The organism is Kosakonia sp. YIM B13588 (genome assembly GCF_042788165.1).
GTDB lineage: Bacteria > Pseudomonadota > Gammaproteobacteria > Enterobacterales > Enterobacteriaceae > Kosakonia > Kosakonia sacchari.
This window is the reverse complement of record NZ_JBHZPO010000011.1, coordinates 154,108-174,823: the sequence shown is the minus strand read 5'-3', so window position 1 is coordinate 174,823 and position 20,716 is coordinate 154,108. Positions and strand designations below refer to the sequence as shown.

The window sequence follows — 20,716 nt, the reverse complement described above, 5'->3', positions numbered from 1 at the left end:
ATGAAAAGATTTGCACCCGCTCTGCTTGCTGTCTGTCTTGGTAGTTTGTCCGCCAGCACCTTTGCCGCCGACGCGTTAAAAACGCGTCCTTTTAGCGGCATGCCCGCCGATTTCATCAAAGGCGCGGATATTTCAACGCTGCTCGACGCCGAGAAACACGGGGCGAAGTTTTATAACGAAAATAACCAGCCGCAGGATGCGATCGCCATTCTGAAAGCCAACGGCGTCAACTATGTACGTTTGCGTTTGTGGGTGGACCCGAAAGATGCGCAAGGCCAGGCCTACGGCGGCGGTAACAATGATTTAGCCAGCACGCTGGCGCTGGCGAAACGGGCCAAAGCGCAGGGTATGAAACTGCTGCTCGATTTCCACTACAGCGATTTCTGGACCGATCCGGGCAAACAATACAAACCCAAAGCCTGGGAGAAGATGGATTACCCGCAGCTGAAAACGGCCATCCATGACTACACCCGCGACACCATCGCCCGCTTTAAGCAAGAAGGCGTGCTGCCGGATATGGTGCAAATCGGCAATGAGATCAACGGCGGCATGCTGTGGCCGGAAGGCAAAAGCTGGGGGCAGGGCGGCGGTGAGTTTGACCGGCTGGCGGGCTTGCTGAATTCCGCTATCGACGGTCTGAAAGAGAACCTGAAGAACGGTGAACAGGTAAAAATCATGTTGCATCTGGCGGAGGGCACCAAGAACGATACCTTCCGCTGGTGGTTTGATGAAATCACCAAACGCAATGTGCCGTTCGATGTCATTGGCCTTTCGATGTACACCTACTGGAACGGGCCAATCAGCGCGTTGCAGGCCAATATGGACGACATCAGTAAGCGCTACAACAAAGATGTGATTGTGGTGGAAGCGGCCTACGGCTATACGCTGGCGAACTGTGATAACGCGGAAAACAGCTTCCAGGCAAAAGAAGAAAAAGAGGGCGGCTACCCCGGCACTGTGCAGGGGCAATATGACTATATTCACGATTTAATGCAGTCGGTAATCAATGTTCAGGGCCATCGCGGCAAAGGTGTTTTTTATTGGGAGCCAACCTGGATTGCCGTTCCCGGAAATACCTGGGCCACACAAGCGGGCATGAAATATATCAACGACCAGTGGAAAGAGGGAAATGCCCGCGAAAACCAGGCGTTATTTGATTGCCAGGGGAAAGTGCTGCCATCGGTAAAAGTCTTTAATTAATTTTGGTGTGGTAAATTTCAGGAATTCATTATGAATAAATTTGCGCCTTTAAGCCCGAAGGTCGTCTCGCTATTGCATGGCGCGGACTATAACCCGGAACAGTGGGAAAACTATCCCGATATTATTGATAACGACATTGCCATGATGCAGCAGGCAAAATGCAATGTAATGTCTGTCGGCATATTCAGCTGGTCGAAACTCGAACCGCAGGAAGGGGTATTTAATTTCGCCTGGCTGGATGATGTCATCGATAAATTATATGCCGCCGGTATCCATATTTTTCTGGCCACGCCAAGCGGCGCGCGTCCGGCGTGGATGTCGCAAAAATACCCGGAGGTGTTGCGGGTCGGGCGCGATCGCGTCCCGGCGCTGCACGGCGGGCGGCACAACCACTGCATGACCTCGCCGGTGTATCGGGAAAAGACGCTGAAAATCAATACGCTGCTGGCAGAGCGCTATGCGCACCATCCGGCGGTGCTGGGCTGGCACATTTCCAATGAATATGGCGGCGAATGCCACTGCGCGTTGTGTCAGGAGAAATTCCGCGGCTGGCTGAAAGCACGCTATCAGACGCTGGAAAACCTCAATCACGCCTGGTGGAGCGACTTCTGGAGCCACACTTACAGCGACTGGTCGCAGATCCAGTCACCGGCGCCGCAGGGCGAAGTCTCCATTCACGGGCTGAACCTCGACTGGCGGCGTTTTAACACCGCGCAGGTAACCGACTTTTGCCGCCATGAAGTGGCCCCGCTGAAAGCCGCCAACGCGACGCTGCCGGTGACCACCAACTTTATGGAGTATTTCTACGATTACGACTACTGGCGGTTGGCTGAAGCAATTGATTTTATCTCCTGGGACAGCTACCCGATGTGGCACCGCGATAAAGACGAAACGGCGCTGGCCTGCTACACCGCCATGTATCACGACATGATGCGCACACTGAAAGGCGGCAAACCGTTTGTGCTGATGGAGTCGACGCCGAGCGTCACCAACTGGCAGCCGACCAGCAAGCTGAAAAAGCCGGGAATGCACATTCTCTCGTCACTGCAGGCGGTGGCGCACGGTGCCGATTCGGTGCAGTACTTCCAGTGGCGTAAAAGCCGCGGGTCGGTCGAGAAGTTCCACGGCGCGGTTATTGATCACGTCGGGCATCTGGATACGCGCGTGGGTCGTGAAGTCTGCGCGCTGGGCGACATGCTCAGCAAACTCACCCCGATAATGGGATGCCGTACCGATGCCCGCGTGGCGATCATCTTCGATCAGCAAAACCGCTGGGCGCTGGATGACGCCGAAGGCCCGCGCAATAAAGGGCTGGAGTATGAAAAAACGGTTAACGAGCACTATCGACCGTTCTGGGAAAAAGGCATTGCCGTTGACGTGATCAATGCCGATGCCGATCTCAGCCGTTATCAACTGGTGATTGCGCCGATGCTGTATATGGTGCGCGACGGTTTTGCCGAACGCGCAGAGGCGTTTGTCGCGGCGGGTGGTCATCTGGTGACCTCTTACTGGACCGGCGTGGTCAATGAGAGCGATCTCTGTTATCTCGGTGGTTTCCCAGGTCCGCTGCGCAAATTGCTTGGTATCTGGGCAGAAGAGATTGATTGCCTGGACGATAACGAGCGCAATCTGGTGCAGGGACTGGCGGGGAATGAAGCCGGGTTACAGGGGCCGTATCAGGTGCGCCATCTGTGTGAGTTGATTCATACCGAGCGCGCGCAGGCGCTGGCAACTTACCGGGATGATTTCTACGCCGGGCGACCCGCAGTGACGGTCAATCATGTCGGCAAAGGCAAGGCCTGGCACGTTGCCTCACGCAACGATCTCGCTTTCCAGCGCGACTTCTTCGCCAACATCATTGATGAGCTGGCGCTGCCGCGCGCGTTGCAACACGATTTGCCGCCGGGCGTCGTTGCCACAGCGCGTACCGATGGCGAAAGCACCTTTGTCTTTATCCAGAACTTTAGCGCCCAGCAGCAGGCGATAACGCTGCCTGGCGGCTATCAGGATTGTTTATCTGGTTCGTCGGTCAGCGGCGCGATGTCGCTCGCTCCCTGGGATTGCCGGGTTGTAAGCCGTAAAGCGTAAGTGAACCTTCCGCGCCTGCCCATTCGGGCAGGCGTTTTTTTATCTGCTGATTATCAGGAGACTATTATGGTAAGCCTTAAATCCTTCCTGCATTACTTCTCTGAACCGAAAAACGCGACTGCAACGCCCATTAGCGAAGGGGAGTTACAGAAAATCCAGCGGCTGGCGCAAGCCTTTGGCGGCGCGCCGAATATTGCGCATGTGGATGCCTGCTTAACCCGTTTACGCGTGACGGTAAACGATCTGGCTGTTGTCGATTCTCAGGCACTGCAAAATGAAGGGGCGTTGGGTGTAATTATTCTTGGCCAGGAAGTCCATGCTATTTTCGGTAAACAATCCGATGCGCTGCGTAAATTACTTGATGAACATTTCTCATCTCGCTAATAAATAAAAAAAGGGATACCTGCATGGGTATCCCGAAATAAAACAGTGGCAACTTTGCTCAGTTTGCGGAGATAAAGTAAATAATGATGTTACTCGTTAATACATACAACGTGGTGCATTATCTTTTTGCGACAACATAGTTTCCCGGTATTGGCTTATTGAAATAAAAAGCCAGAGCAAACAGATTCAGCCAACAAAGAGATAAAGTGAAGGATGAAGCGTATTACCACCAGGCTTCAACCTGAACACCGAAGTTCCAGGTATTATTTTTCGTTCCATCTTCAAATGATTTTCCGTCTTCCGAATCATTTAAATAGGAAGCGAAAAGGCGTAACTCAGGACGAGACATAAATTCCGGGCCGTCCGCCAGACCGACGGCAAAAGTATATTTCTCGCCGCTCTGTTTGTAGTGAGTGCCGTTTTTATAATCATCTTTCTGGTAGAAACCGCCGACTTCACCAATCAGGCGCACATAATTGGTGAGCTGATACTGAGCGCGGCCAACCAGCGAAACCAGACGCGTTTTGTCGGTGTATTCGGTAATGTCGTTGGCCGAACCGTATGTCAGCACGTGGTTCAGTGAGAACTTATCGGTAATCGGAATAAGACCGGTGTTAATCACGCGATAGCCGCTGGCGTCATTAACGTAGTGCCACATGTCGTACCAGCCGCCGCCCTGCGACACCATGTTCTGCGCCAGCCCTTTGTTGGCGTATTGCAGCACCAGCTTGTTGTAGCCGCCAAACATATCCTGGCTGATTTCACCGGTCACCATGACGCCATCATCGGCTTCATACAGGCCGCCATACTGTTTCTGTTTTTTGGTCGGGTTTGGCATGGCGTAGTCGATGCCGAACTCGGTCCACGCGCCTGACCACGGTTTCCAGCCCGCGTAGCGCAGGTCGATATAGTTGATATTGACGTCGTTATCGTTATCCACGCGGTAATCGACATCGTTGGCGTCGCCACGGATCCACGCCACGGACACTGCGCCCGGGCCTAAGGTGTAATTTTCAACACCTGCGCCGGAGCCGGAAATGTTCCAGTATTTAGTATCGATAATGTGCAGATCGTGACGCTGGTAGTAACGTTTACCACCCCAGATCACCGCGTTGGGATCGTTAGGGATAAGCCCTTTGATTTGCAGGTTTAACTGGCGCAAACCAAATTGAGCGTCATCGCCAATGGTGGTTTCGTTGTCGTTGGAGCCGTCGGAAACCATGCTGACCATGGTGTCGAGGTAAAAGCTCACTTCGTCTTTTTTATACACTTCCGAGCCCAGTTCCACTTCCCCGTAGGTGTCGGATTCGTTACCGAGGCGGCCGAGTTTGTTTTTCTGCCACTCCACCTGTCCGCCATCGCCCGACACGCCTACGCCACCGCGCAGGTAACCGTGAAAGTCGATAGGCACAGATGAGGCAGCCAGGATGGATGGTGAAGTCAGCGCAGCGGCTAACGCAAGTGTGAGAGTGCGTAGCGTAGTGTTCATATCATTCCTCTTATTGTTTTGTATTACGTTCACATAAACGCTGTCATAAAATGCCTAAATGTAAAAACAGGCAAACTAACGATTGCGAATGTGTGATTAAGTGCAAATAAATCAGCGTTTTTTGTTACAAGTAGCGAATTCCTTCACAATGTTCGCTATTGTGAGCGTGATACTTATTTGGCGAAAAAGAGGCGAGGAAAAGTGTGGTGAGCGTTTTTTTAGATGGCCCCTGTTACAATCGGCGCATAACAACATAAGGAACCGGACCATGAAGTCTAAAAGTGCGACGTTAGAAGACGTTGCCCGCCATGCGGGTGTCTCCTATCAGACCGTGTCCAGGGTACTCAACAAATCTGCCAATGTATCCGAAGCCACGCGTCTCAAGGTTGAGAAATCCATAGAGTTATTGCGCTACGTACCCAACAGGCTGGCCCAACAGCTGGTCGGCAAGCAGAGCCAGACCATTGGGCTGGTGACCACTTCGCTGGCATTGCACGCGCCATCGCAGGTGGCGGCGGCGGTAAAACGCTATGCCAACCTCGATGGTTACCAGGTACTGATCTCAATGATTGATGAGAACGTCAATCATGATATTCAGGCTGCCATCAACGAACTGAAATCACAGCTGGTCGATAAAGTGATCATCAACGTACCGCTGGAGACCGAACAGGCGCAGCGCATCGCGTCTGACAACGACGACATCGTCTGCCTGTTTCTCGATGTTGACCCTTACAGTTCGGTGTTTAACGTTTCGTTTAACCCGGCGGACGGTACCCGTGCCAGCGTCAAACACCTGTACGATTTGGGACACCGGGAGATTGCTTTACTGGCCGGGCCCGAAAGTTCTGTCTCCGCGAAGCTGCGCCTGAAAAGCTGGATCGAAACCCTAAACGGCTATGGCCTGAAACCGGTGATGGTTTTTCACGGTAACTGGGACGCGCAAAGTGGCTATGCCGGTGCGCTACAGATGCTGCGCGAAACGCCAAACTTTACCGCCGTGTTGGTAGGTAACGACCAGATGGCGCTGGGTGTGTTAAGCGCGTTTCATCAGCACCAGGTGGCGATCCCCGGTGAGAAATCGGTCGTCGGTTATGACGACACCTACGAAAGCTCATTCTTTTACCCGGCGCTGACCACCGTCTCGCTGGATCTTGATTTACAGGGTAAGGAAGCGGTTCGGCGGCTGCTCGACAGCGGTCACGGCGATGCCGCTCGCAGCTCTTCGGTATTGCCCGCACGGCTTATTGTGCGCCACTCAACAGGGGCACTGCAGGCGCAGGACACCAACCTGCAAGAGATCGCCCAGCAACTGCAATCCATTGCGCACAAGTTATGGAAATAATTACGCTTTAATGTCACCTGTCATCCGGCACTTGTGTCGGGTGACATCACCGCGCCGGCTCACTTACCAATCCATTATTCCGCGTTTCAGCCATGTATATCATTTTGGCCTTGCGCTGAGGCTGCATTTATTTTCGGATTTTTAATTTTATTTATTAACACAAAAATAACAGGCAACTTGTTAATATTTATCACTTCATTGAGCGAAATAAACGACGGTTAAAAAATGCTTTTGCCTGGTAACTGTCCAGCAGTTTGCTGTTAAGATAACTCGTGCATGAGGGTTAATGCCGACGTTTTCGGGTAAATGTAATTAAGCGTTTACTTAACCGATAAATACTTTGTGATCTTAGCGGTAACGGTAAGCGGATATATTTAATATTTTAAGTTCGGTGCGTTATTTTCTGTGTGATAGCGTTTTGTTTTATCTGTTCCATTAATTTATCTTCCATGACTGTCACGAATTGTTCAGTTGAGGTCGCGGTGCGTCTGCATGAGTTGTGGGTGTTGCCCGTATTTTACCGAAATAAATTACAGGAACGCTTATTTTAAATATAAGGAAGTTCTCTATGGAAAGGATGGTTAAACCTAATGCAGGGAAGTTAATACAGCAATTCTCTGCACCCTCTAAACTGGATATGACGCGCTACCCCTCATCCGGTTTAAATAGCGTGCCGAATATGAAAACCACGCTTACACGCCTTTCCTGCGCAGTAAGACTTACTTTTCCCGTGTTGTTGTTTTTTACGGGCATTCCAGGTGCTATGGCCGTAAATATTACGCAAAATACGCTTTACGATAAGCCGGTTAACGATATTACCGATGGTCTTAAGTTCAATCCGAATAGCAGTCTGGAAATTACCGCTGGAGCCGGTACCGTCAATATCACTAACGGCTCTGGTCCCTATGCAGTAGAGATGGACAGCGCTTATTTATGGTTACATGGCGGTTCGCTTAATGGCGCAGGCGATCTGTTTTTGAATGGTCAGTCGCACATTCAGTTCGGCGGGGCGCAAATCGGTGGTGTCCCCGCATCGACAAGCGGATATGGCGGCACACTCTCGTTCGGCAACCTTGTGACCAGCACCGGTGCTGGCACGTCAACGTCTATTAATATTTATGATGCGCAGTCGATAATCGTGGCCAACAGCATCAACCTGCAGTCTGAAACAAGCCAGTTCGTCCAGACCGGCGGCACGACCACCGTGGCGCATGATATGTCGATTTCTCCCAGTGGCGGCGCGGTGAGTGGCGGGTTATCGGTCAGCGGTTCCGCAATTCTCAACGTTGGCGATAATCTCACCGCCGATCTCGCTGGCGGCGGCATGGGGTTGCATATTGCCGATGGCGCAACCGTTAATGTTGGCGGTGATTTAACGCTCTCAAATGATCGAACACTCAATGACATTAATGCGGTCGCGGATAACGCATTAATTCGCAATGCGGACGTGCATGTTAACGGCGATATGAACCTTAACGGCACGCATGCCGGTGACTCGGCGTTGCAAATACATGGTGGTTCTTCCGGGCAACACGTAGTTATCGGCGAAAATATGAATCTTAATGCGTCTGCTGCCGGTAATGACATGAAAACGGTACTCGGTAATAATGCGTGGGTGGATGTGGGGGATAATATTAACCTTGGCAGCGTATCCGGCGCAAATAACACCCTTTATATCGGTGACGCATTAACGGATGAACAAAATCATATTCGGGCAACTCGCATTATTATGAGCGGGGCTGGTAATAATAAAGTTATTTTTAATAATAATTTTTCTACGCAATCGAATGATGATGGCTATGTTTTTAATATGCAAATAGTGGGTGAGGGCAGTGTCGAATATCAGTCGGGTCATACCACTCTGGGTTTAGAATCTGATTATAGCGGTGATACGCTAATTAGCGGCGGTTTGGTTACGATTAATCATACGAAAGCGCTGGGATCAAACACTATAACAATTAATACTGACGAAAATGACTGGTCGCAAGGGCTGGAAATTGCCGGGATGGAACACTACGCCTTCACCAATAAAATGATCGGTACCGGTGTGACTACCGTGTCAGGGGATGTCATCATTTTTATTAATAAAAACACCTATGCCGGAATGTGGAATATTACCGGAAAAGCGGCAGCCAGTAAGGATTTATTATTCAGTAACAATGCGTTTGGTGCGGGTACTATTCATGTTGATGTGAATGGGGAGTTCAGTGCACAAACAGATGCGGCTTTCGAATTTAATAATCACCTGACCGGTACGGGCGATTTTATTGCCGATAATAACCACAACGCGTTTAATTTTACCGCAGATGTGGGGCGTGATTTTTCCGGTGATGTCTATCTCAGAAACAACGATTTTCTGCTGGATGGGGTCAATACCGCCGCGCTTACACAGGCCACACTGCATGTTGAAAACGGCAACACGACTACCGTTGGCGCAGGCACCCAATCCATTGGCGGCCTGGCTTTCAACGGCGGCACCATGGTATTTGGCGATGTCGGCTCTCTACCTTTAGTTGAGGCGGCGGGAAATGTGGATTTGTCCGGGCGGGGCACCATTCAGATCAGCAACAGCAGCAGTTTGCAGCATGCGCCGCCTGATATCAGCAAACCGCTCATGCAACAGGACGAGGCGGACGTCGTACATCAGTTGGTGGAAAGCCAGCAAGCCGTAACCGGCGCTGGCGGTAATTTGCTGCTCGTCGATGAAAATGGCCAGGCTGTTTCCGCAAAAACGGAGCACGACGTTACGCAAAATGGCCAGACCGTGGCGAAAGGGCACTATGACTATCGTCTTACCAGCGGTAGCGGTGCGGATGGTATGTATATCAATTACGGGCTGACTGAGCTTGAACTGCTGGCGCAGGGTAATGACGCCCTGACATTGAACGCCGAAGGCAACAGCGATAACGCCGCCGATCTGAGCGCGAAAGTCAGCGGAAGCGGTGATTTACAAATTAATACCGACACCGCAGTTTCACTCTCCAATCAGGATAACGACTACACCGGCACAACGCGGATTGTGGCAGGTGAGTTGCAGTTAGCCAACGATCACACCCTGGGCAACACCTCGTTGCTCGACATGGCCTCTGCAACGGTGCTGGACATTCATGGCTATCAGCAAACGCTGGGCGCGGTGGAGAGCGAGCAAGGATCGCGGATTGATCTTGCTGGCGGCACGCTGACGGTGACCAAAGGCGGCGATATCGCTGGTGCGCTCACCGGCGGTGGCGCGTTGAATTTCACCAGTGGGCAGATGGCTATCCACGGTGACAATACCGCGCTCAGTGCCGATATCACCATAACATCGGGGGCATCCGTCACCCTCGATACTCCTCGTGGACTGGGAACCGCGGGCATCGATAACCTCGGTTTTCTCAAATTTAACGGTGCTTCCGGTCTGTTTGAAAACACGCTTACCAATAACGGGATTGTTGTGCTGAACGACAGCGACATCCAGTTTACCGCTGACAACACCTATTTCGGCGGGACGGTTGAGATTGGCGACGGCAGCCAGCTTACGGTTAATGCGGCAAATCAGTTGAGTTGCGCGTCGATAATCAATGACGGAACGCTTCGGCTGGTGACCAACGATGACTGGACCGTGCAAAACAGTGTGACCGGTTCGGGCGGGCTGGAAAAAGGTGGCCTCGGCATCATCACACTCTCGCAGGCCGCTGCGCTTTATAAAGGTGAGACGAATATCCGAACCGGCGGCGTGAAGTTTGGTTCCCCCGAAGATCCGTTCACGCTGGAGTCATCGCACGTCAATATCTATCAGGACGCCGCACTTATCGGCAACGGCGCGGTAGCAGGCGATGTCACCAACGCTGGCACCCTGGCGATCGGAACCGGGAAGCAGTCTGCACGCGCGGCCGGTGCCGCCGCAGTGAGCGATGTGTTAACCATTAACGGTAACCTGAGTAACAGCGGCACCGTTCAGATAGGCGCGGCAACAAGCGGCAAAGCGCCGGGTAATCAACTGGTAGTGAAGGGCGATTACCAGGGCAGCAACGGTGTAATTAATTTCAACACCGTTCTGGCGGATGACAGCGCCGCCACGGAAACGCTGCGCGTGGAAGGCGATACCAGCGGTACGACAAAGGTCAGCGTTAACAATGTCGGCGGCACTGGCTTGCCTACGCTAAACGGGATTCGGCTCATCCAGGTAAACGGTCACTCCGCCGGGCAATTCACTCAGCAGGGGCGAATTGTCGCGGGCGCGTATGAATATATGCTGGTGCGCGGCAACGGGCAGGATCATGCGCACTGGTATTTAAGCAACCAGATGCCAGAAGACGTGCCGCCTGACCCGGATGACCCGCCGACCGAACCGGAAGATCCCCCGAGCGAACCGGAACAACCTCCGACTGAACCCGGGCAGCCGCCCTCTGAGCAGCCCGATCCTGACCCGACGCCATCCCAACCGGAACCACCGCAATCCGCAACGCCGGTTAACCGCCCGGAAGGGGGAAGCTACACGGAAAATCTGGCGGCAGCCAACCGCATGTTTGCCTTCCGTTTGCAGGATAGCGAGACCGATAACGCGCAACTGGGCGATACCGCAGAAAGCGGCATGTGGATGCATCAGGCGGGAACGCGTAATCGCTCGCGCGACGGCAGTGGGCAGTTGAAAACCTCGTCGACTCAGTACGTAGTGATGCTGGGCGGCGACCTGGTGCAGTGGAGCGACGACCGCCAGGGGCGCGGGCGCGCGGGCGTTATGGCCGGGTATGGAAACAACCACAGCAACACGTACTCGGACATCAGCGGTTACGATGCTGACGGTCGGGTAAACGGCTATACGGCAGGCGTATACGGCGCATGGTACGCCGATGATGTGGATAAAACCGGGCTGTATATTGGCAGTTGGGCGCAATACAGCTGGTTTACGAATTCAGTCAGCGGCGAGGAACTCTCTGGCGAGTCGTATCAAGCCAAAGGCGTCAGTGCGTCCGTTGAAACCGCCTGGAACTGGAAAGCCGCGGAGTTTTCCGCCAGCAACGGTTCGCGGACAATCTGGCACATCCAGCCGCAGGCGCAGGCTATCTGGATGGGGGTAAAAACCGAAGATCACCGTGAAGCAAACGGCACGCGTGTCAGCGGCGACGGGAGTAACGCGCTACAAACGCGGCTCGGGATCCGCAGTTGGTTGAACAGCTACGGCAGTGAGGATAATCAAAACGGACGCACGTTACAGCCGTTTATCGAAGCCAACTGGATCCACAACACGCAGCGTTTCGCCACGCGTATGGATGGTGAAACCATCAGCCAGGCGGGCGCGGAGAATGTCGGCGAAGTGAAAATCGGCATTACCGGCAGGTTGAACCCGCAACTGAGTCTGTGGGGCAATGTCGGCCATCAACTCGGCGGCAAAAGCTATAGCAGTACGCAAGCGACGTTGGGTGTTCGTTATGAATTCAAATAGTTGTCCGTACGTCTTACATTGCAGGGTTTGCCCGTATGTGTCGCTTTTGCCGGAAGGCTGGTTTACAACACCCGACGCGCGCATTATCCTGAGTGGCGGTTACTAAACGGTTAACCGCAACGTATTGATTTTTAAATGACTCGGGGTGCCCTTCGTATGAAGGCTGAGAAATACCCGTACCACCTGATCTGGATAATGCCAGCGTAGGGGGCCGAAATTAGGCTTACTTATCATGAGATTGCATCTCTTTTTGTCCGTGCTGAATGCACTTGAGGTACAAAAAGGGCTTAATCATGAGGTACAGAACTCTTCCATACACGTTTCAACGAAACGGCAATTACTATCTGCAAATCCGGCTTTCAAATGGCAGGATGTATAAAAAATCCCTTCTCACTGATAGTTATCGTGAAGCATCTGCTTTGATGGTTGGTGTTACGCCAATCATTCCTTTTGTTAAATTATTAGCTACGCCGCTCCTCCTGTTCGAATCATTTTTGTCTAATCTGATTGCGTCAGAACGCAAGGCTGTGAGAAATCCACTTTTGCCCCACCAGCAGATAGCTCCTCCTGTTGAAATCGTGGAATCTCAACCGGCAGCCGAACCGGAAAAAGTGCTAACCCTCTCGGATGCGTGGGCGATGTACAAAGACGAAAAGGGGCGAAACTGGACGAAATCGATCTCAATGGCGAATGAGCGTTATATGGAAGTATTGCTAACTGTCTTGGGCGGAGAAACTAATGTCGCGGCTATCACCAAGCAGGACATTAAACAGGTGATGGAGGTCGTTGAATATCTCCCAAAACGCGTTTTTCAACCTTATCGCTCGATGACTATTCAGCAACTGATCGAATGCGATGATGTTCCACCTGATGAGCTGGTTGGGTTGAGGCCATCCACAAGCATCTCAAGCTCTGTAAATCACTATTCAAAACTTTTCTCACTGAGGGCAAAGACGTGTTGCAAAAGCCGCCAACTGATGGCGTCGTGTCCTTTTTCCTCTTGACTCTGCCCGTCTTCACTGTAAGCAGATGACTACCGGAGAACTGCATAGCCCGGTGATATTGCGCTCGAAAGATGAAATCGGTACGTTGCTCAGCTCGCTGGAGCAGATGCGTCTTTCGCTGGTGGATATCATTGCACAGGTTCGTCATTCAAGCGAAAGCGTGGCTCATGCCGCAGAAGAGATTGCCGCAGGAAATACGGATCTCTCGGCACGAACAGAGTCGTAGGCCGCTTCCCTTGGCGAAACGGCTGCCGGTAGAGAACAACTGACTTCCACGGTGAAACACACCTCAGAAAACACGCACCTGGCTAACCAGCTTGACAGCAAAATGCGCAACTCTGCGCAAGAGGGAAGCGGTGCTTTCAATAAAGGAAACCGAAAGCAGCTCAGGCAAAATCGACACAATTATCGGCCTGATTGAAGATATTGCTTTCCAGACTAATATCCTGGCGCTTAACGCGGCCGTTGAGGCAGCCCGCGCTCGCGAGCAGGGGCGCGGTTTTGCCGTTGTCGCTAGCGAAGTCCGCAATCTGGCGCAGCGCTCGTCGGTTACTGCGAAAGAGATTAAGGAGTTGATTGAGCAGTCCGGCACTCAGACTCAGCCTGGCAGCGAAAGGGGGAGCGAGCGGGCGAAAGCATGAAGCGCATTATCGCTTCCGTTAAACAGGTGTCCGAACTGATGTCGGAGATTGATCTCTCCACCGATAAGCAAAGCCGCGGTATTGAGCAGATCAATATTGCTGTCGCGCAAATGGATTCCGTTACCCAGCAGAAAGCCGCACTCGTTGAGGAAGCCTCTGCCGCGGCACATTCGCTGAAAGTGCAGTCGCAATTACTTAAACAGGCTGTGGCTGTCTTCAAACTTAACTGATGACAAACGGTGACAGACAGGCTTCGGCCTGCCTTTCTTTTTGTGGTCGCGTTATCTTTGAAGGTGATTTTGCGCTCCGGTTCCAGCAACGCGAGGCGTTTGAAAGGAAGCGGGGGTTGGTAAGGCTGGGCTGGGTTAAGCAAAAATCAGACTGCAAGAAAAAGTGCGAAACAATCAAAATTAGGAGTTTTCCTACGTTTTGATAAGCAGTAGACTATCCTTTTACCTATCACATAACAAAATGAAATATACGATTCCAGCCAAGTTGTTCTTCGGTGTTTTAGCTCTGACTTTTGTTTGTTTAACATACTTGTTGATTAATGTGGTGATTTAAAAATGAAAAATGAAACGACAGAGATAGATTTACTCGAGTTGCTTTTCTTTATGAAAAAGAAAAGTAAAAGTGTCATTTTCTCAATGGCGGCAGCGCTGATTTTAGCAATTGTTTTTTTGTTGGTAGAAAAAGATAAAGTAAATATAAACTATGAAATAAAAATAAACAGTGATGCTCCCAGTATGATTATTAACTGTGATGCTGATTTTGATTGCAAATCGAATTTCATTGAATCGATTATCAAAGGCATTAATGACAGATTTACTATTCAGTCAGATGAAAGAACTAAAGTAATTAATCTCACCTGGAGAGGCAAGACTTCAGAAAAACCGATCGCTGATGCTGCAATTAAAACGATATATCAAAAAATCAACGCTTGGTATATTCAGGATTATCAAGCGTATAAAAGAATAATTGATGATAATAAAAACAACGTGATGAATGGTACTGAACTATATACAAAAATAGCCTTTATTACAAAGCTGGACTATTCGAAGGAAAAGGATTTTATATTTATCAGTAAAGGTGACGTCAGTAAGAAATATAAAAATGGTATATTCATCGTGTTATCGTTAATGGTGGGGTTTATTTTATCAACTTTTTATCATTTAACGAAAAGAAGCATTATTGAATATAATGAAAAGAAAATATTCAAAAAATCACAAATTAACTAATAAGCATGGTTGTTTGTTACCCAAAGTGATACCAGTGTATAAATAAAGTATAAGCCCGCCGAGTGAATTATCCACAAAATGGGGTTCACTCGAGAGTTGCGGGCTTTTTACAGTAGTAAATGGAAACAGGATCAACCAGATGGGCGTTATACAGTACCCATTTCCTTAGCAGAGTAAGTAATTAAAAAATTTAACTGATTCATCTTTAATCAACACGATTGATAACCGGGAACATCAGGATAGATCTATAAAAATTCGTTTCGGATATTGTATTGACACTGACCACATAACCATATTCCTTTCCTGTCCATATTTCTTTTATCCACCACGGTTCGGTACATACTGAGAGAGCCCCGTTTGCCTGGCTGGGGCAGAGCAGGTTAGCAGAATAGAGATGGACTCCTGAGATGACGGAAAAGTTGAATCAGATTCAACTGATTCAGGGTGCCCTTCCTTGTGAAGGCTTAGAAATACCTGTATTACCCGATCTGTAAGATACCCACGTCAGTTACGACGGGATTTTCCGCCGTTGTGTACCCGAATAATTTTCACAAATGAAAAAAGCCCACCTTTTTAGGTTCGGGGGCAGATCTGGCGCGCTTAAATTTACCGTAGGCTGTACGTTAAAAAGTAGCGGCTTGCGTGCTGTTCGATGCTGTATACCCTGCCGCTGTAATCGACCCGAACCGTGTCACCGTCAACGGCGATCGCCGATAGGGTGCCGCTGCCAGTCAGGAATGGAAAGTCGTCGTAAAGCTGCTGTACGCTAGCTCCATCGACGTTGCGTAGGTAATACCGGTATACGGTCGGGACGGTGGCTCCGCCTTCGCTGTTCTGCGTGGTGTAAAGCCATGTGCCTGGGGCGACCTGGCGCACGCTCTGAAGCGTGTCGCCTGCTCGCGGATCTGGCTGATAACTCAGCCAGGCGAAGATGGCCAGCAACACAGTTAACAGCCAATGGGCCGCATTAATGCGCACCTTCTGATAAAACCATAAATAAGTTTGCGGCAGTGCGGCGTTACGTCCGTAGCCGTGACTGCGTGCTTCTCTCATTTCTCTCATTTCTCTCATTTCTCTCATATTGTTTTGTAGGATCTGCTGTCTACTTATAGGGCCGATGCCTGGCGGTGATGCCATCTTCCTTCTCCTTTTCCCTTTGAAGGTTATGGGAATAATGTGGAGGCAACTCATTGATAAGCAAGCATTAAAAAACGTTCTTTACGGTGTAGAGAAAGATACCTGTGATTTTAGGAACCATAGAAATCAACGTGTCAGGCTGCCTGCAGGTATCGATGTTGTGTTCATGACCGCTATGAAATCATTAAATTCTCATGACTTGCACCTGCTTGTTGAAAAGCCGATTAGCCGGTGAAACCGTCGTCGTAATGTGGGCGCATCCGCGTGGGTTGTGATGAGAGGCAGATGCCGTTTTTAAAGAGGTTGTGTCTTTGTTTCCCCGCTGGCATGATCCTGAACAGAGATTAATGAGAGCATTAATCGCAATTAGTTGAATTTGTTTTAAATGACTCGGGGTGCCCTTCGTATGAAGGCTGAGAAATACCCGTACCACCTGATCTGGATAATGCCAGCGTAGGGAAGTCAGATGCCTGCCCGGCATCCCTTCTTCACGCCGGGCAGGAGCGAAACCATGCAACCTGACCTGCTTGATCCTGTGCAACTCGCACATGCGTTACAGCAATTCCGCCGCCGTTCTCCCCTTGTGCATTGTATGACCAATGACGTCGTACAAACCTTTACCGCTAACGTGCTGCTGGCGCTTGGTGCATCACCCGCGATGGTGATTGATAGCGAAGAAGCGCCACAGTTCAGCGCCATCGCCGATGCCTTGCTAATTAACGTGGGCACCTTAACGCGCGAACGCGCCGCAGCGATGCGCGCGGCGGTAGAGAGCGCGAATGCCGCACATAAACCCTGGACACTCGATCCCGTTGCCGTTGGCGCGCTCACGCTACGCACGCAATTCTGCCAGCAATTGCTGGCGTTGCGCCCGGCGGCGATCCGGGGGAATGCTTCGGAAATCCTCGCGCTGGCCGGCATGAGTGCAGGTGGGCGCGGCGTGGATTCCACCGACACCGCCAGCGCGGCACTGCCTGCTGCCCAGGCGCTGGCGCGGCAAAGCGGGGCGATTGTTGCGGTAAGCGGCGAAGTGGATTACATCACCGATGGCCCGCGCGTGCTGATGGTCACCGGCGGTGATGTGCTGATGACACGCGTGGTCGGCACCGGCTGCGCACTCTCGGCGGTGGTAGCTGCCTGTTGCGCGTTGCCGGGCGATAAGCTGGAGAATGTCGCTGCGGCCTGTGCGTTTATGGCGCAAGCCGGTAGCCTGGCCTGCGCGAAAAGCACCGGACCGGGCAGTTTTGTTCCCGCCTTTCTGGATGCGCTGTACGCGCTGGGAGGCAACGCATGAAACGCATCAACGCGTTAACCATTGCCGGTACCGACCCCAGCGGTGGGGCGGGTATTCAGGCGGATCTGAAAACCTTTTCGGCGCTGGGCGCATATGGCTGTTCGGTGATCACCGCGCTGGTGGCGCAAAACACCCGTGGCGTGCAGTCGGTGTACCGCATTGAACCCGACTTTGTTGCCGCGCAGCTTGATTCCGTGCTCAGCGACGTGCGTATCGACACCACCAAAATCGGCATGCTGGCGGAAACGGACATTGTTGAAGCCGTCGCGGAGCGACTGCGGCGCTACCAGGTGCGCAATGTGGTGCTGGATACGGTGATGCTCGCAAAAAGTGGCGACCCGCTGTTATCGCCCTCAGCGGTCGCTGCGCTGCGTCAGCATTTACTGCCGCAGGTTTCACTTATTACGCCTAATTTGCCGGAAGCCGCCGCGCTGCTTGATGCGCCACATGCCCGCAGCGAACAAGAGATGCATGCGCAGGGCGAAGCGCTGCTGGCGCTCGGCTGTGAAGCGGTGTTGATGAAAGGCGGTCATCTGGATGACGCCGAAAGCCCGGACTGGCTGTACACCCGCGACGGGGCACTGCGCTTTACGACACCGCGCGTGAAAACGAAAAATACCCACGGCACGGGCTGCACGCTCTCTGCCGCGCTGGCGGCGCTGCGCCCGCGCCATGACGACTGGGCATCAACCGTTGCGCAAGCAAAACAGTGGTTAACGGCGGCGCTCGCGCAGGCGGATACGCTGGAAGTGGGGAACGGCATTGGGCCGGTGCATCACTTTCACCAGTGGTGGTAAACCGCTATACGAAACGTGCCAGCAGATAATGCTGAAAAAATGGCCAGCGGTGGAAAATCTGACGAGAGAGAACCAGGCTTATCTCTGCCTGCCGTCAGGCAGGTAAGGATAATCCAATTCGCTTTGCGCGAAGCTTACGGGAGCATAGCTATGACTGATATTGTGCAGTTACTTGGCAAAGACGCCGACAGCCTTCTGCAACACCGTTGTATGACCATCCCCGCTGACCAGCTCTATCTGCCAGGACACGATTATGTTGATCGCGTAATGGTCGACAATAACCGCCCGCCAGCGGTGCTGCGAAATATGCAGACGCTGTATAACCACGGGCGGCTGGCGGGCACAGGCTATCTGTCTATTTTGCCGGTCGACCAGGGCATCGAGCACTCGGCGGGCGCGTCGTTTGCCGCCAACCCGCTCTATTTCGATCCGAAGAACATTGTCGAGCTGGCGATTGAAGCGGGTTGTAACTGCGTGGCATCCACTTACGGCGTGCTGGCGTCGGTTTCGCGCCGCTATGCGCACCGCATTCCCTTCCTGGTAAAACTGAACCACAACGAAACGCTCAGCTACCCCACCGAATATGACCAGACGCTGTACGCCAGCGTTGAGCAGGCGTTCAATATGGGCGCGGTCGCCGTCGGGGCGACGATCTATTTCGGTTCGCTGGAGTCTCGCCGCCAGATTGAGGAGATCTCCGCCGCCTTTGAACGCGCGCATGAACTTGGCATGGTCACCGTATTGTGGGCGTACCTGCGTAATTCGGCATTCAAGAAAGATGGCGTTGATTATCACGTTTCCGCCGATTTAACTGGCCAGGCGAACCACATTGCCGCCACCATTGGCGCGGATATTGTGAAGCAGAAAATGGCGGAAAATAACGGCGGCTACAAAGCAGTGAATTTCGGTTACACCGACGAGCGCGTTTACAGCAAGCTTACCAGCGACAACCCGATTGATCTGGTGCGTTACCAGCTGGCGAACTGCTACATGGGCCGTGCCGGGCTGATTAACTCCGGCGGCGCGGCAGGCGGCGATACCGATCTCGGCGACGCTGTTCGTACGGCGGTTATCAACAAACGCGCGGGCGGCATGGGGCTAATCCTTGGCCGTAAAGCGTTTAAGAAAACCATGGCCGACGGCGTGAAGCTGATTAACGCCGTGCAGGATGTCTATCTTGACGAGAAAGTGACCATCGCCTGATGCGTCCTTTACCCTCCCTGCGGGGAGGGTAAACTAAAAACGCCATTTCATTTCTGCTCAACTCCCTTCCCGATCGTCATCACATTTCCGTAACCTTTTGTGAAAAACGTCACGCACCGTCGTGCGCATGCCCAAAAAATGGCGGCCGCTTAGCGGAAATTGTCCGAGGATGCGGTGTATTTTTGTGCATATATTTGCTTATGAAACAGCTTTTCAAAAATACCAAGGATCTGTAATGAAAATTGAATCTGTCAATGTCACCGTCTTTCAGCATCCCACGCGTCGCGTTTCCGACAGCGCCGGGCACTCGCACCCGGGGCCGGAAACGCAGGCCAAAATGGCGATGCTGACGATCACCGCAGACGATGGCAGCAAAGGCTACTCCTTCGCGCCGCCGGAAGTGGTGCGCCCGTTTGTGCTCAACGCTTTTTTCCGCAAAGTGATGGTCGGGCAGGATCCGTTTAACCGCGAGCGCATCTGGCAGGATCTGGTGCACTGGCAGCGCGGCAGCGCACATCAGTTAACCGAGCGCGCATTGTCGTTTGTTGAACAAGCGCTGTGGGATCTGATTGGTCGCAAATTAAACATGCCGGTGTACAAGCTGCTTGGCGGCTACCGCGACAAAGTGCCTGCTTACGGCAGCACCATGTGCGGCGACGAACTGGAAGGCGGGCTTTCGACTCCGGAGGAGTACGCCGCGTTCGCGGAAAAACTGGTGGCGCGCGGCTACAAAGCCATCAAGTTACACACCTGGATGCCACCGGTGAAATTCGCGCCGAACCCGAAAATGGACGTCAAAGCCTGCGCGGCGGTGCGTGAGGCGGTCGGCCCGGATATCGACCTGATGATTGACGGCTACCACTGGTACAGCCGCACCGAGGCGCTCTATATCGGCAAAGAACTGGAAAAACTCAACTTCGCCTGGTTCGAAGAGCCGATGGAAGAAGAGAGCATGTCCTCTTACGCGTGGCTTGCGGAAAATCTGTCGATTCCAATTATCGGACCGGAAAGCCTCGGTGGGAAACACCACAGCCGCGCAGACTGGGTAAAAGCGGGCGCCTGCGACATTCTGCGTGCCGGAGCCAACGGCGTGGGCGGTATTTCGCCAACGCTGAAAGTGGCGAACCTGGCGGAATCGTTCGGCATGGATTGTGAAGTGCATGGCAACGGTGCGGCGAGCCTGGCGGTGATTGGCGCAATCCGCAACTGCCGCTGGTACGAGCGCGGTTTGCTGCACCCGTTCCTCGACTATGACCAACCGGCAGCGTACTTAAACAGTATCGTCGACCCGATGGATGAAGAGGGTTTTGTTCATCTGCCGCAGCGACCGGGACTCGGCGAAGACATCAATTTTGCGTATATCGAAGCCAATACCGTCAGCCACGACTGACAGATAACAATAAATGCCCGGAGGCAATGACTTTCGGGCTACACAAGCCGATTTCCGGCAAAACGTACTCTACAAACGGTATGC

12 protein-coding genes, 2 pseudogenes and 2 riboswitches are annotated in these 20,716 nt (G+C 52.3%); of the genes and pseudogenes, 12 read left to right on the top strand and 2 right to left on the bottom strand.

What is annotated here, in order from left to right; all coding sequences use genetic code 11:
* From ACFX4U_RS18340 to ACFX4U_RS18330, 3 genes are all read left to right on the top strand, one after another.
* Window positions 1-1,200 carry an arabinogalactan endo-beta-1,4-galactanase gene (locus ACFX4U_RS18340; protein ID WP_305735540.1) on the top strand — a complete coding sequence of 400 codons (1,200 nt, stop codon included), beginning with the start codon at window positions 1-3 and terminating at the stop codon, window positions 1,198-1,200.
* A gap of 30 nt (window positions 1,201-1,230) precedes the next feature.
* Window positions 1,231-3,288 (top strand): beta-galactosidase, encoded by a 2,058-nt coding sequence (locus ACFX4U_RS18335; RefSeq protein ID WP_313506692.1) that lies wholly within the window; start codon window positions 1,231-1,233, stop codon window positions 3,286-3,288.
* A 66-nt stretch (window positions 3,289-3,354) separates the two neighbouring features.
* Window positions 3,355-3,672, top strand: a complete 318-nt coding sequence (locus ACFX4U_RS18330; RefSeq protein ID WP_313506693.1) for a glucose PTS transporter subunit EIIB — start codon at window positions 3,355-3,357, stop codon at window positions 3,670-3,672.
* Window positions 3,673-3,895: 223 nt separating this feature from the next.
* Here ACFX4U_RS18330 and ACFX4U_RS18325 read toward each other — a convergent pair whose 3' ends face one another.
* Complete coding sequence (locus tag ACFX4U_RS18325) at window positions 3,896-5,161, bottom strand: maltoporin (RefSeq protein ID WP_313506694.1); 1,266 nt, start codon at window positions 5,159-5,161, stop codon at window positions 3,896-3,898.
* A 268-nt stretch (window positions 5,162-5,429) separates the two neighbouring features.
* Between ACFX4U_RS18325 and ACFX4U_RS18320 the strand changes: the two genes are divergently transcribed.
* The 5 genes and pseudogenes from ACFX4U_RS18320 (at window position 5,430) to ACFX4U_RS18300 (ending at window position 14,811) form a co-directional block, all read left to right on the top strand.
* Window positions 5,430-6,503, top strand: coding sequence for a LacI family DNA-binding transcriptional regulator (locus tag ACFX4U_RS18320; RefSeq protein WP_313506695.1), 1,074 nt, complete (start codon window positions 5,430-5,432; stop codon window positions 6,501-6,503).
* A 763-nt stretch (window positions 6,504-7,266) separates the two neighbouring features.
* Window positions 7,267-11,928 carry an autotransporter outer membrane beta-barrel domain-containing protein gene (locus tag ACFX4U_RS18315; RefSeq protein ID WP_380218521.1) on the top strand — a complete coding sequence of 1,554 codons (4,662 nt, stop codon included), beginning with the start codon at window positions 7,267-7,269 and terminating at the stop codon, window positions 11,926-11,928.
* A 131-nt stretch (window positions 11,929-12,059) separates the two neighbouring features.
* Window positions 12,060-12,154: riboswitch (TPP riboswitch) on the top strand.
* Between the two features lie 67 nt (window positions 12,155-12,221).
* Window positions 12,222-12,919 (top strand): annotated as a pseudogene (locus ACFX4U_RS18310) (integrase); the annotation flags it as partial.
* Window positions 12,910-13,803: pseudogene (locus ACFX4U_RS18305) on the top strand (methyl-accepting chemotaxis protein); the annotation flags it as partial. The pseudogenes ACFX4U_RS18310 and ACFX4U_RS18305, both read left to right, overlap by 10 nt.
* Before the next feature lie 336 nt (window positions 13,804-14,139).
* Window positions 14,140-14,811: a hypothetical protein gene (locus ACFX4U_RS18300; protein ID WP_380218523.1), complete on the top strand. Its 672-nt coding sequence runs from the start codon at window positions 14,140-14,142 to the stop codon at window positions 14,809-14,811.
* A 606-nt stretch (window positions 14,812-15,417) separates the two neighbouring features.
* On the opposite strand, the gene ACFX4U_RS18295 is transcribed toward ACFX4U_RS18300, so the two are convergent.
* Window positions 15,418-15,948, bottom strand: coding sequence for a hypothetical protein (locus ACFX4U_RS18295; protein ID WP_349350522.1), 531 nt, complete (start codon window positions 15,946-15,948; stop codon window positions 15,418-15,420).
* A 381-nt stretch (window positions 15,949-16,329) separates the two neighbouring features.
* Window positions 16,330-16,425, top strand: a riboswitch (TPP riboswitch).
* Window positions 16,426-16,459: 34 nt separating this feature from the next.
* On the opposite strand from ACFX4U_RS18295, the gene thiM reads away from it, so the two are divergent.
* The 4 genes from thiM (at window position 16,460) to ACFX4U_RS18275 (ending at window position 20,632) form a co-directional block, all read left to right on the top strand.
* A complete protein-coding gene (gene thiM / locus ACFX4U_RS18290; RefSeq protein WP_305735546.1) occupies window positions 16,460-17,242 on the top strand; it encodes a hydroxyethylthiazole kinase in 783 nt (260 codons plus the stop codon).
* The gene (thiD, locus tag ACFX4U_RS18285) at window positions 17,239-18,039 is read left to right on the top strand and encodes a bifunctional hydroxymethylpyrimidine kinase/phosphomethylpyrimidine kinase (protein ID WP_313506699.1); all 801 of its coding nucleotides are present in this window, start codon (window positions 17,239-17,241) and stop codon (window positions 18,037-18,039) included. Before thiM ends, thiD begins: the two co-directional genes overlap by 4 nt.
* Before the next feature lie 150 nt (window positions 18,040-18,189).
* On the top strand, window positions 18,190-19,242 hold the full coding sequence (fbaB, locus tag ACFX4U_RS18280; RefSeq protein ID WP_131410601.1) for a class I fructose-bisphosphate aldolase: 1,053 nt from the start codon (window positions 18,190-18,192) through the stop codon (window positions 19,240-19,242).
* Window positions 19,243-19,477: 235 nt separating this feature from the next.
* On the top strand, window positions 19,478-20,632 hold the full coding sequence (locus ACFX4U_RS18275) for a mandelate racemase family protein (RefSeq protein ID WP_305735549.1): 1,155 nt from the start codon (window positions 19,478-19,480) through the stop codon (window positions 20,630-20,632).
* Window positions 20,633-20,716 lie beyond the last annotated feature (84 nt).

What these genes read in the sequence shown, in the direction of transcription:
- fbaB (WP_131410601.1), top strand. Translation starts at nt 18,190, where the DNA reads ATGACTGATATTGTGCAGTTACTTGGCAAAGACGCCGACAGCCTTCTG.
- thiD (WP_313506699.1), top strand. Translation starts at nt 17,239, where the DNA reads ATGAAACGCATCAACGCGTTAACCATTGCCGGTACCGACCCCAGCGGT.
- ACFX4U_RS18320 (WP_313506695.1), top strand. Translation starts at nt 5,430, where the DNA reads ATGAAGTCTAAAAGTGCGACGTTAGAAGACGTTGCCCGCCATGCGGGT.
- ACFX4U_RS18335 (WP_313506692.1), top strand. Translation starts at nt 1,231, where the DNA reads ATGAATAAATTTGCGCCTTTAAGCCCGAAGGTCGTCTCGCTATTGCAT.
- ACFX4U_RS18340 (WP_305735540.1), top strand. Translation starts at nt 1, where the DNA reads ATGAAAAGATTTGCACCCGCTCTGCTTGCTGTCTGTCTTGGTAGTTTG.
- ACFX4U_RS18275 (WP_305735549.1), top strand. Translation starts at nt 19,478, where the DNA reads ATGAAAATTGAATCTGTCAATGTCACCGTCTTTCAGCATCCCACGCGT.
- thiM (WP_305735546.1), top strand. Translation starts at nt 16,460, where the DNA reads ATGCAACCTGACCTGCTTGATCCTGTGCAACTCGCACATGCGTTACAG.
- ACFX4U_RS18300 (WP_380218523.1), top strand. Translation starts at nt 14,140, where the DNA reads ATGAAAAATGAAACGACAGAGATAGATTTACTCGAGTTGCTTTTCTTT.
- ACFX4U_RS18330 (WP_313506693.1), top strand. Translation starts at nt 3,355, where the DNA reads ATGGTAAGCCTTAAATCCTTCCTGCATTACTTCTCTGAACCGAAAAAC.
- ACFX4U_RS18295 (WP_349350522.1), bottom strand. Translation starts at nt 15,948, where the DNA reads ATGGCATCACCGCCAGGCATCGGCCCTATAAGTAGACAGCAGATCCTA.
- ACFX4U_RS18325 (WP_313506694.1), bottom strand. Translation starts at nt 5,161, where the DNA reads ATGAACACTACGCTACGCACTCTCACACTTGCGTTAGCCGCTGCGCTG.
- ACFX4U_RS18315 (WP_380218521.1), top strand. Translation starts at nt 7,267, where the DNA reads ATGGCCGTAAATATTACGCAAAATACGCTTTACGATAAGCCGGTTAAC.